The sequence below is a fragment of the Vibrio sp. Vb1574 genome, from assembly GCF_033338675.1.
Genome location: NZ_JAWOTC010000001.1, coordinates 123,549 through 136,389, shown reverse-complemented (window position 1 = coordinate 136,389; position 12,841 = coordinate 123,549). Strand labels below are relative to the sequence as shown.

The following is a 12,841-nucleotide window of genomic DNA, read 5'->3' as shown; positions in this document are numbered from 1 at the left end:
AATTAGATATATCGGAACGAAGTGCAAGCGTATTATACGTCTCATCAAGAGTGAGTCTGGTTGAGGTCATCATGATTCAAAGAACAAAAGCAAAAGTAATGGGAGCGCCAACTCCAATGGCGGGTTTGGCTCTTGGTATTGCAAGCTTGGGCTGGAGTTGGGAAAACTTCGCCGAATTACATGGCTACGGACAGTGGATTAGTGCGGGTATCGCGAGCATATTGTTGGCTATATTGGCAACCAAGTTTTTGCTACATAATCATCTATTGAGACAAGATCTTGCTCATCCGGTTGTGGGCAGCGTGGTTCCGACATTTGCGATGGGCACTATGGTGGTATCGAACTCTCTCGGCCATTTTTACCCATTAGCTGGCGATGCGCTTTGGCTGATTGCGGTGGTTTTGCACATCGTATTCTTGGTGAGCTTTGTTTACCATCGCGCCAAAGATTTTGAATTGCACCACATGGTTCCTAGTTGGTTTGTACCGCCTGTGGGTATCATCGTTGCGGATGTGTCTTTCTCTGGCAACCCTATGTTAGCACCAGTGGCACAAGGTGCATTGATGTTTGGTATGGTGGCGTACGCGATCATGTTGCCGATGATGATTTACCGTTTCATGTTTACCCATGAAATTCCGGATGCAGCAAAACCAACCATGGCAATTATGGCGGCGCCAGCAAGTCTATCATTGGCAGGGTACTTAACGGTCACTGCGACACCATCACCAGTGATCATCGCTATGCTATTTGGTATCGCGGTATTGATGACAGCCATCATATATCTCGCGTTCTTTAAATTGCTTAGACTGCCATTCAGCCCTGGCTATGCAGCGTTTACCTTCCCGATGGTGATCGGTGCGACGGCGCTGTTTAAAATGGCGAATTGGATGGAGTTGCAAGGATTGGCTGCGCACTATGTTCAACAAGTGCGAGGCTTAGCTGGTCTTGAGTTGATTGTGGCAACATTTGTTGTCTCTTATGTGGCCTTACAATACATCAACAACTTGTTGATTCAGCCACGCTTGATGCACGCTCATCACGCTTAAATAGCAGATAGGAAAAAGCCTCTTGGTCTTACAACCAAGAGGCTTTTTTATTTCAATCGGCGTCGATGTTGGACGCTAGCCTTTTTTGTAAAATCGCGACATCTCATCCAGAGAATGACGAATGATATCGACAGGAACTTTCTGTTCTTTCTCGACTTTTAACTGGCGATTCAGTTGCTGAGAGTGCCCGCCAGGGTTGACCACAAGCATCAGTTCTTTGCCGACCAATGCATAGTTGTAGTAGCTGCCTGCAATATACCAATCGCGAGAGGCAGAGCTATCAAACAAGTTATGACCAACGCTGTATGAACTCGTTGTGCCTTGAACGTCAAACAGCGTATTCATCATGGTTGGCACGACGTCAAAATGGGTCGTGCGGTAATCAACTTGCTCTGGCTGACGATTTGGCATGTACACGTAAAGAGGCACATGCACTTGAACGTCACTGTAATTACCCGTGTGGCCCCAATAGTTCATCTTATGGTCATTAAACTCTTCACCATGATCTGATGAAATCACCACAATGGTGTTGTCTAAGTCGACGTTTTTCAGCACATCACCAATCAAGCTGTCGATGTAGTACAACGAGTTCTTGTATCGATTGTGGTAAAGCGAAGCGTCAAAATCGTTGTTGAGCAAAATGTGGTCAACGCGTTCCCAGTATGGTTTGAATTTCGCAAATTCAGGTTCAGGAAACACCGTGCCGTGGGCGGCATCGTAGAACAGAAAACCAAAGTACGGCTTGTCGCTGTCCTGCTTTTGGAACTCGATGAACTTGTCTGTTATCTGCTGATCGCGCTCGACAGCTGTTTCCCCAGTTTGTTTCAGGGTCAAATCCGACACTTTTTTGAATACCGTGCGAGAGAGTGGCGGACTGGTGAGCGGTGCTGAGCCAAAAATGCCCATGCGGTAGCCTTCTGCTTGCAGCGTATCCATAAACACAGGAGAGCGTTGACTTGCGTAAAAGCTTTCCCAGTAGGTCGCGGGCAAGCTGTAAAACAGGCTGAAAATACCCGCTTGAGTTGAGTTGCCGCCGCTCATATGTTGTGTGAAATTCACCGTTTTTTCGGCGAACTTGCTGACATTTGGCATGACTTCCGGCGTCGCATCACTGTAGCGCCACGCGTCAACCAAGATAAACAAAACATTGGGCAGTTTCTCTTTGCTTTGCACTTGAATCGGCGCAAGCGGGTAGTTGAGTGAGCTACGTTCAATGTTGGTTAACTCTACGCGGTTCTTCGATGCAATGTTCTCATCCACTAGGTCGTGTTTGTAAATAAATTTACGAGCCGTCAGCGGGTAGTAAAGTGGCCAGTTATTCGAAAACTGACTGACTTCATCGTCGTAAAGTGCGTTTTTGTACGCATGAATCATCTGTGTGCTAAGCAATACAGCAAACCAAACGCTGATCAAAACGAACTTAGCTCGGCTTTCTGACAGTTGATTACTTACCCAAACGGTACAGGCGAGCCCGATCACCAGAACGGCAACTTCACTGACGAAGATAAGCCAACTCATCCAAGAAATATCGAAGACATCACCGCCACCTTCGAAAAACATACGGATTAATAGGGCGTTGATGTGAAGTTTGTATTGCTGAAAAACGAGGATATCGACTTTAAACATGATCAATAGACAGATCGCGATAGCGATCACGATACCTTTGAATGCTCGAGTCGGTAGAAAAGAGAGCAATAAACTCAACAACATAAATGGAAGAGCGATCAAGCCCAGCCAGCCATATTGAGTCGAAACCAAATAGTAACCTTGCAACAAGGTTAGCGGTTCATTCTGATTGTTAGACAACACAAAAGGATAACAAGCGATCGACAGGTACACTGCAAAGCAAGCAAAAAAAGCAATCAGCCAAGCGCTGTTGGAAGACAGTTTGCGAAACATACTTTTTGTTTGTTTATAAATTATGGGTAGAGGGAGTATAAAACAGTGTTTTTTATTATGGAATAGTTGTGACGAATGTCACATTTTGTATGGAAGTGTCAGACTTGATTGACATGTGAAAATTCAGAAGATTCATACTCTATTTGAGTGATATATAACCTTTTGTTTTTTCCGAACGCGAGATCACTGCGGGTTTAAATAGGGCTGTGCTAAGCTAGCTAACAGTTTCAATCGGCGCTCGGTATTCCCAATTTGTTTACTGTTTATCACTCCAACCAAGTTGACGTTCTTAAATCACTCCTTGTCGAACTGATTCGAATCAGTCCGCTGGAAAACCCGTTCGAAAAAGAACAAATTCTGGTTCAAAGTCCAGGCATGTCCCAGTGGCTAAAAATGGAATTGGCCAAAGAGTTTGGTGTTGCCGCGAACATTGATTTTCCGCTCCCTGCGACTTTCATTTGGGAAATGTTTACGCAGGTATTGCCAGACGTGCCAAAACGCAGTGCGTTTAACAAAGAAGCGATGACGTGGAAGTTGATGCATTTGCTTCCGGGGCTTCTCAACCAAGAGGTGTTTTCGCCGTTAGCGCAGTACCTCAAAGATGACAGTGACCACTCTAAGCTGTATCAGCTGGCTGAGAAAATTGCCGATATTTTCGATGGTTACTTGGTGTATCGTCCGGAATGGATCGCAAGTTGGGAAGCCGGGAAGAGTGTGGCAGAGTTGGAAGATGAGCATCCGTGGCAGCCGATCTTATGGCAAGCGTTGTATGATCACACTGTGTCGTTAGGGCAGTCTCCATATCACCGTGCCAACCTTTATGAGCACTTTATCGACACGTTAGCGAGTTTTAACGGCAATTTTGACCATTTACCCAAGCGTTTGTTTGTTTTTGGCATTTCTTCGTTGCCGCCTCGCTATATGGATGCGCTAAAAGCAATTGGCGAACACATCGACGTGCATCTGATGTTCACTAACCCTTGTCGTTATTACTGGGGTGAAGTTCGAGATCGCAAATATCTGGCTCGTTTGGCGGCGAAACATCGTCAGCACGTTGTGTGGCAGGACGATCACTCGGAAGTGCAAGGTGAAACTGAGCAACTGAAAGGATCACTGGAAGATAATGTGATCGATGAGCTGCACACCGATGTGGTCGGAAACAGTCTGTTGGCGTCCATGGGTAAACTCGGGCGCGACAATATGTATCTGTTGTCTCAGCTGGAATCTCATGAAATTGAAGCCTTTGTTGATGTTGAGCGCGACAGTCTGCTCCATCAATTGCAAGCGGATATTCTCAATCTTGAAGAACATCAAGATGACCAACAGATTGAAAACAGTCATCACAAACAAGTGGTTAGCTTGGGTGATAAATCACTGAGCCTACACGCTTGTCACAGCCCGATGCGCGAAGTGGAAGTGCTGCATGATCAACTATTGGCGATGTTCGATGCTGACCCAACGTTAAAACCGCGCGATATTATCGTGATGGTCGCGGACATCAACGCTTACAGCCCTGCGATTCAGGCGGTCTTTGGTAACGCGCCGGGTGAGCGTTTTATTCCCTATTCGATTTCTGACCGAACCGCCGATCAAGAGAGCCCAATTCTGGCCGCATTTATGCAGTTGGTGAACTTACCCAATACGCGCTGTTTGGCATCAGAACTACTCGAACTTCTGGAAACTCCGGCGATATTAAAGCGTTTTGAACTCAGCGAAGATGATTTTTTACAAGCCAAACAATGGGTTGAGGAATCGGGGATTCGCTGGGGATTGGATGCCAATACCGGACGCGAATTTGAACTGCCGGAAACCCGTCAAAACACATGGCAATTTGGTATTCAACGCATGTTGCTTGGCTACGCGATGCCAGAATCCGCAGGTTTGTTTGAAACCGAGCAAGGCAGTTTGTCTCCGTACAACGAAGTGCAAGGCATGGGCGCAGAGCTGGCGGGCAAGTTGGCACACTTTATCCAACAAATTAGCACTTATCGAAGCAAACTTTCTCATGTTCAGACTATTGATGGTTGGCGAGAGACTTTGGTTTCACTGCTGGATGACTTCTTCTCAGTTGAGTTAGAAGGCGAAATGGCGCTCAAATCCATTCGCGATACGCTCAGCCAACTCAAAGAGCAATTAGCTGATGCCGCATTTGATGATGCGTTATCTCCGTCGATCATCAGCCAATACCTTCAAAACAAATTATCTGGCACACGAGTCAGCCAGCGCTTCCTTGCTGGTCAAGTGAACTTTTGTACCCTGATGCCGATGCGCTCTATTCCGTTTAGAACCGTTTGTCTACTGGGGATGAATGACGGCGTGTACCCACGCTCCATGCCGCCAGAAGGCTTTGACTTGATGACAGGAAGAACCAAACCGGGCGACCGTTCGCGCCGAGATGATGACCGTTACCTATTCCTCGAAGCGATGTTGTCTGCACAACAAACGCTCTACATCAGTTATGTTGGCCGTTCAATCCAAGACAATACCGAGCGAGTGCCTTCGGTTCTGGTTTCTGAGCTGATGGAATACTGCCACCAAAACTATTGTTTAAGTGGTGATGAAGCGTTGCCCGTTGATGAGTCTGGCGACAACTTATTAAATGCGTTGGTGAATACCCACGCCATGGTGCCGTTTAGCCCAAGTGCGTTCCAAGGCATGCACGCCAGCTACGCGAAAGAGTGGATTCCAGCGGCATTGACTCAAAGTAGTCAATCGCAAGGCTATGTTCGTCGTGATTTTAATCGGGCATTAGACGACTATCTGTTAGGAGCGACGTTCCCACTTGAGCTCGACTTAGTCGAGTTGCAACGTTTCTGGCGCTTACCTGTGCAGTATTTTTTCAATCGTCGTTTAAAAGTAACCTTTGAACCGCCACTACCGGTGATGGAAGACGACGAACCCTTTGTTTTAGGTGGTTTGGAAAGCTATCAAATGCGTGATGAGCTGTTAGAAACCTTGCTTGAAGCGACATTGATGCAGCCAGAGAAAAAAACAGAGGTGCTTAAACACTTTATGAGTCAACAGCGCGCGCAAGGCAAACTGCCGGTGGGGGCGTTTGGTGATATCGAGTTTGAAACCAACCGAGTTCAGGCGGAAGAGCTGGTGGATAAACTGGCGTTTTTATCTGGTGCGCCTCAAGACGATTTGGAAATCGACCTGACGTTTGATTCCTTGTTTGAGCGAAATGAAGGCGAAGAGAAAAACGTTCGCCTAACAGGTTGGCTAACTCAATGCTACCAATCCGGTTTGATTCGCTATCGAAGCGGTAAGATTCGATCGCAGGATTACCTTGCAGCGTGGATCGATCACCTTGCCATGTCGGCGTCGGGTCATGCTAAGAAAACTCACATCATTGGTTACGATCGTAAAGAAGGCGCGCTGCATTTGATCTACCCAGAAATTGCCGATGCGCAGTATGCCAAACAGCTACTGACTGAATTGGTTCGCTTGTTCTTCGAAGGCATGACTAAGCCTTTGCCTTATTTCCCGAAAACGGCGTTGGCTTGTGTTGAAGCGGGCTTTAGCCGTGGTCAGTGGGTCGATGACGAAGAGAAATCTTTGAAGAAAATGGCTGACGCATTCAATGATGGCTTCATGAGCCCGGGCGAAGGCAGTAATGCGTACATCTCTCGAATTTGGCCTGCTTGGAATGATGAGTTGGCCTCAGAAGTTCGTTTGCTGACAGCATTAGTTTTGCAAGGTGCGCGCTTAGCGGTTCAAGACACTGATGACGTAAAAGCGTAATAAAGACAGTTGGATAAAGAGAAGGAAGAGTAGGGTGGCCGCCAGAAAATCATTATTTTTTGTAGGGCGTTCGCTGTACGGCCACAAGGTCAGAGGGACCATGATACTTTTGTTTAATTCATTTGAGTTGTGCCGCCAAAAGGTTTGGCTTATCTCGTGGGGCGCATACTAACGGTACGTCTTATGGATAACCGTGAGAAAGATCTCACAAAGCTCTAAATTATCCAACTTGTTAAACATATTAATAGAATTTTTAACTATAGATCACATTTATTAGGTGATACGTCCTAGTAAATAATCCGGAGAGATTCAGCGTTATGGATCAAATGTCAGGTGCAGAGTGTCCTCTACATACGTTAGACCGCACAGAGCAACCTCAACCAACGCCACTAGAACCGATGACGTTTCCTCTGCACGGTGCGAGGTTAATCGAGGCATCAGCAGGTACAGGTAAAACCTTCACTATTGCAGGTTTATATCTGCGCCTTTTGCTTGGTCACGGCAGCGCGGAAGCTCGACATCGCGTACCGCTTACGGTCGACCAAATTCTGGTCGTAACCTTTACCGAAGCGGCAACTGCGGAATTACGCGATCGTATCAGGGCAAGAATCCATGATGCGCGAATCGCGTTTGCGCGTGGACAGAGTTCCGATCCGGTGATCCAACCTTTGCTTAATGAGTTTGACGATCACAAGCAAGCCGCAGAAATTTTATTGCAGGCAGAGCGTCAGATGGACGAGGCGGCGGTCTACACCATTCACGGTTTTTGCCAACGTATGCTAACGCAAAATGCGTTTGAATCTGGCAGCCGATTTAATAACGAGTTTGTGACCGATGAAAGTCACCTAAAAGCGCAAGTTGTAGCCGATTACTGGCGCCGCAATTTCTACCCGTTGCCATTTACCTTGGCTGGAGAAATTCGCCAGCTATGGGGCTCTCCATCTGCGTTGTTGTCTGACATCAGCAATTACTTAACCGGCGCGCCGTTAAGCCTTTCTGTTCCAGCAATGAAAGGCAGTTTGGCTGATCTTCATACTGAAAATTTGAAAAAAATTGATGAATTAAAAGCACAGTGGCGAGAAAGCCAAGATGACTTCTTCACGCTGATTTCAGATTCAGATATTAACAAACGTAGCTATACCAAAAAGTCTCTGCCGACGTGGTTGGAGGCGGTAAACGCTTGGGCAGCAACGGAAACCACAGGTTACGATTATCCAGACAAGCTGGAGAAATTCGCGCAAAACGTCTTGTTGGAAAAAACACCGAAAGGCAGTGCGCCGCAGCACGCGGTATTTGAAGCCATTGAAACATTTCTTGCTAATCCAATCAGCTTAAAAGCGCCACTGCTTGCTCATGCGATTGAGCATTGTCGTGTGATGCTGGCCAACGCGAAAAATCAAAAACAGTGGCTCTCTTTCGATGATTTGCTAACGCAACTTTCTGCTTCTATCGATACGGACGAAAGCGAGCTTTTAGCGGCGCGTATTCGTACTTTGTATCCTGTCGCAATGATTGACGAGTTCCAAGATACCGACCCGCTTCAATACAGTATTTTCAGCCGTATTTATCTGAACAACCCAGAATGTGGTTTGTTTATGATCGGTGACCCCAAGCAGGCGATTTATGGCTTTCGTGGCGCAGACATTTTCACTTACATCAAAGCGCGTAACCAAGTAAGTGCCCACTACACGTTAGGAACCAACTGGCGTTCTAGCGCAGATATGGTGCAGGCGGTAAACCAAGTATTTGCTTTGCCAGACAGTCCATTTATCTATGATTCGGACATCCCGTTCTTACCCGTTAAGTACAGTCCCAATGCCGAAAAACGCATTTGGACTATGGGTGGCCAAAAGCAACCCGCGCTGACTTATTGGTTGCAAGAAGCGGACGATAAACCGCTACCAAAAGGCGAGTATTTGACTCGGATGGCGGAGGCGACCGCAAGCCAAATCCAAACCATTTTGACGCAGGCTCAACAGGGGCAAGCGTGTCTGGTGAATGGCGAAAAACAGAAAGCGGTTCAAGCGGGCGATATCGCGGTGTTGGTTCGAACAGGTAGTGAAGGTCGAATGATCAAACAAGCGCTGGCTGAACAAGGCATTGCCAGCGTGTACCTGTCTAACCGAGACAGTGTGTTTACCAGTTCAGTGGCGCAGGATCTACAGCGTTTGCTGCAAGCGGTGCTGACTCCAGAAAATGACCGTGCGCTGCGTGCAAGTCTTGCTTCTGAGCTGTTTGCCCTCGACGCAGCAAGTTTGGATGCACTTAATAACGATGAAGTGGTGTGGGAAAACGCCGTAAACGAATTCAAAGAATATCGCAAACTTTGGATTCAACGTGGTGTGCTGCCGATGTTGCGCGCGGTGATCAGCAAACGCCATATTGCCGAGCGATTACTAGAAGAAGGTGCGAGTTCACAGGGTGAAAATGGTGAGCGAGTACTTACCGATTTAATGCACATTGGTGAACTGCTTCAACACGCCAGTAATGAACTGGATAGCGATCACGGTCTGCTGCGTTGGCTCGCTCAGTCTATCAGTGATGCGGAAAACGGTTTGGGTGGCAGTGATGACCAAATCCAACGTTTAGAATCGGAACGTAACTTAGTGCAGATCGTAACTATTCACAAATCAAAAGGCTTGGAGTATGACCTCGTATTTCTGCCGTTTGTGTTCAGCTATCGAGAAGCCAGTGAAGCCAAATATTACGATGCAGCCAATGACCGCACGGTACTGGATATCACTGGCAACGATGCGTCCATGAAGCAAGCGGACAAAGAGCGTTTGGCGGAAGACTTACGCTTGATATACGTGGCACTAACGCGTGCTGTTTATGCGTGTTTTATCGGTGCCTCACCGTTGCGCAATGGCCGTTCGACCAAAGAGCCAACTGGTGTACACCGCAGTGCGATTGGCTATTTGATTCAAAATGGTCAAGAAGGTGGCATTAACGATTTGCACCAAGGTTTAACAAAGCAACAAGACGAGCTTGATTGTGTCGTTGTGGCCGATCCGCCGCAGCAACTCGAAGATAAGTACGTAGCGCCACAAGAAGAAATACACGATCTTAGTGCGAAAGAACTGCAAAACCCTATCGATAGAAACTGGCGCATCACCAGTTATTCTGGCTTGGTCAAGCAAGGCTCTCATCACGCCGAGCATGATGCCACGATTGAGATTACGGGTTTTGATATCGACTCATCTGAAGAACAAGACGAAACGGATTTGGTGGAGCCAGAGCGTTCTATTTTTACCTTCCCTCGTGGTGCGCGTCCGGGTACGTTCCTGCATAGCCTGTTTGAGGAAATTGAATTTACTCAGCCAGCCACGACGGAAGAGAATACACAAATCATCCTTGGTTTGATGGAAAGCGAACAGCTCGATGAAGAGTGGTTGCCCATTTTACAGCAATTGATTGATACCGTACTCGCAACGCCGTTGGATGGTAAGTCTTTGCTGCTGAATCAAAAAGCACCGTCGCAACGTTTGGTGGAGATGGAATTTTTGCTGCCGATTGAAGTTTTGTCTGCGCCGGCGTTAAATCGAGTTATTCAACGTCACGATCCGTTGTCGGCGAAAGCGGGGGATTTAGGTTTCCAAACCGTTCAAGGCATGCTCAAAGGTTTTATCGACTTGGTGTTTGAACATCAAGGTAAATACTACGTGCTTGACTGGAAATCGAATCATCTTGGCGACGATGTGACGAGCTACCATGGTGAGGCTCTGAAATCGGCGATGGCGGATCACCGCTACGATTTGCAGTACCAGATTTATGCGTTAGCACTGCATCGTTTCCTACGCAGCCGATTGGCGAATTATCAATATGAGCAGCACTTCGGTGGCGTGTATTACTTGTTCTTGCGCGGCATGGATGGGCAGAGTGACCACGGCATTTTTGCCGCGAAACCAACTTTCGAGTTCTTACAAGAGATGGATCGTTTGATTGATGGTCAAGCACTCGAAACGCGCTCAAGTCAAGCCGGGCAGATGGAGCTACTTTAATGACGACAAATCACAATCTTCATTCTGGCCAAGATAGTCTATTGGTAGTGCTGGAACGCTTGGCGCACAAAGGTGCTATTCGTCAGCTCGACTACCAATTCGCCTGCTTTATTGATTCTCAAGCGCATGATGAATCGTCGGACAGCCAAGCATTGGCGTTTATCGCTGGTGTTGTCAGTAGTGAGCTCGGCAAAGGACATATCTGTCTGTCTCTGTTCGATGCACAAGGGCAATCTGCGGATTTAGCCAGTAAGTTAGGGCTGTTTGGTGAGTCGGCATTGGCGCTCAACACACAGTTGCAAGGCATAGACTGGATTCAAGTATTACAAAATTCCAGCGTGGTCGGCGCGCAAGGAGAAGCCTTGCCTTTAATGTTCGATGGTGAGCGTCTGTATCTGCATCGCTATTGGCATTATGAAGTGACACTGGCGGAAAAGCTCAATCAGTTGGGCGCCGAAGTTAACTTGCAACCACAAGAGTTTGCGCGATTATCCGAGTTGCTCAACCATTTGTTTGCACGCCAATACCATTTTCTGTTTAACGCGTTAGGCAAAGCAGTAGAAGCGGGAAGCAGCAACCAAGTGTTGCGTCAACAATTGGTGTGTGACCACCTTGATGTGGTCGCAAGCGAATCGTTGGATTGGCACGCGATTGATTCCGTGCTTAGCAATGCGCGCAAGGTTCAAGATTTGCAAACACTGGATGAACTCGTGCCACTCTCGGCTTGCGTGAACTGGCAAAAAGTCGCGGCGGCAGTTGCGTTAACCCGTCGATTTGCTGTGATTTCTGGTGGCCCAGGTACGGGTAAAACGACGACAGTAACCAAATTGCTTGCTGCTTTGATTGAACAGGCGACGCAAGAGAAAAATCTAACCATCAAGCTGGTGGCCCCGACGGGGAAAGCGGCGGCGCGATTAACCGAGTCCATTGGTAAAGCAGTGCAAGAACTGCCAGCTTCTCCGGAGCTTAAAGCCAAAATTCCGACTGAATCAAGCACCTTACATCGGTTGCTGGGTGCGATTCCTAATAGTGCAGAATTTCGTCACAACAAGCAAAATCCACTGCATTTGGATATTTTAGTTATCGACGAAGCGTCGATGGTCGATTTACCAATGATGTACAAAGTGGTCGATGCCTTACCGAAACATGCGCGGCTGATTTTGCTAGGTGATAAAGATCAACTTGCCTCAGTTGAAGCAGGGGCAGTGTTGGGTGATATCTGTTCGTTCCATGCGTTGGGTTATGGCAAAGAGCAGGCGTCAGCCATCGCAAAACTGACGGGCTTCGATACTTTAGCCCATACGGGTAACAGTGCATCTAGCATTGCTGATAGTTTATGTATGCTGCAAAAGAGCTACCGATTTGATACTCGCTCAGGCATTGGTCAGTTGGCAAAAGCGGTTAACTCCGGTTCTGCTGCGAGCGTAGATAACGTCTGGGCGCGTGACTTTTCTGACATCGAACATTTCGCGCTAAGTAGTCAACATTACAACCAAATGATGCAGACGTTGGTGCAGGAATACGGTCGTTACCTCAAACGCATTGGACAACAGGAAACTGATCCTAAAACCGGAGAGCTAGAGTCGCTAACGCACAAAGCCAAAGCGGTGTTAGATACCTTCAACCAATGCCGATTGCTGTGCGCGATCCGTGAAGGTGACTTCGGTGTGGCTGGGCTAAACCAACGCATCGAGAAAGCGCTCGCGGCGCGCAAGTTCATTCAAGTTCAGGATGAAATTTGGTATCACGGCAGACCCGTCATGGTTACGCGTAATGATCACGGTTTAGGTTTGTATAACGGTGATATTGGTATTTGCATGCGAGATGACAGTGAAGAAGAACCGCGTTTGAAAGTCTTTTTTGAGTTACCTGACGGCAGTGTGAAATCGGTCTTGCCAAGCCGAGTACCTGAACATGAAACGGCTTACGCTATGACCATCCATAAATCGCAAGGCAGTGAATTTGATTACACCCTGATGATTTTGCCACCAGACTTTAGCCCGATATTAACCCGTGAGTTGATTTACACAGGCATTACCCGCGCGAAAAAGCGTTTAGCTCTTTACGCCGAACTTAATGTTCTGAAGCGAGGCATTAAGGTGAAAACCACTCGTGCGAGTGGGTTAGTACAGCGGCTTACTAACTAAAACA

At 47.4% G+C, this 12,841-nt stretch carries 5 protein-coding genes; 4 read left to right on the top strand and 1 reads right to left on the bottom strand.

Annotated elements, in window-relative coordinates; translation table 11 throughout:
• Nucleotides 1-71: 71 nt before the first annotated feature.
• Nucleotides 72-1,046, top strand: a complete 975-nt coding sequence (locus tag R7O12_RS00605; RefSeq protein ID WP_017636010.1) for a TDT family transporter — start codon at nucleotides 72-74, stop codon at nucleotides 1,044-1,046.
• 75 nt (nucleotides 1,047-1,121) lie between these two features.
• On the opposite strand, the gene R7O12_RS00600 is transcribed toward R7O12_RS00605, so the two are convergent.
• Nucleotides 1,122-2,945, bottom strand: a complete 1,824-nt coding sequence (locus R7O12_RS00600) for a DUF3413 domain-containing protein (RefSeq protein WP_238975026.1) — start codon at nucleotides 2,943-2,945, stop codon at nucleotides 1,122-1,124.
• 252 nt (nucleotides 2,946-3,197) lie between these two features.
• On the opposite strand from R7O12_RS00600, the gene recC reads away from it, so the two are divergent.
• From recC to recD, 3 genes are all read left to right on the top strand, one after another.
• Entirely contained in the window at nucleotides 3,198-6,689 is a 3,492-nt protein-coding gene (gene recC / locus R7O12_RS00595) for an exodeoxyribonuclease V subunit gamma (RefSeq protein WP_318125548.1), read from the top strand.
• Nucleotides 6,690-7,015: 326 nt separating this feature from the next.
• On the top strand, nucleotides 7,016-10,690 hold the full coding sequence (gene recB / locus R7O12_RS00590) for an exodeoxyribonuclease V subunit beta (protein WP_318125569.1): 3,675 nt from the start codon (nucleotides 7,016-7,018) through the stop codon (nucleotides 10,688-10,690).
• The gene (gene recD, locus R7O12_RS00585) at nucleotides 10,690-12,837 is read left to right on the top strand and encodes an exodeoxyribonuclease V subunit alpha (RefSeq protein WP_318125546.1); all 2,148 of its coding nucleotides are present in this window, start codon (nucleotides 10,690-10,692) and stop codon (nucleotides 12,835-12,837) included. Before recB ends, recD begins: the two co-directional genes overlap by 1 nt.
• Nucleotides 12,838-12,841: the final 4 nt, after the last annotated feature.

What these genes read in the sequence shown, in the direction of transcription:
- recB (WP_318125569.1), top strand. Translation starts at nt 7,016, where the DNA reads ATGTCAGGTGCAGAGTGTCCTCTACATACGTTAGACCGCACAGAGCAA.
- R7O12_RS00600 (WP_238975026.1), bottom strand. Translation starts at nt 2,945, where the DNA reads ATGTTTCGCAAACTGTCTTCCAACAGCGCTTGGCTGATTGCTTTTTTT.
- recD (WP_318125546.1), top strand. Translation starts at nt 10,690, where the DNA reads ATGACGACAAATCACAATCTTCATTCTGGCCAAGATAGTCTATTGGTA.
- R7O12_RS00605 (WP_017636010.1), top strand. Translation starts at nt 72, where the DNA reads ATGATTCAAAGAACAAAAGCAAAAGTAATGGGAGCGCCAACTCCAATG.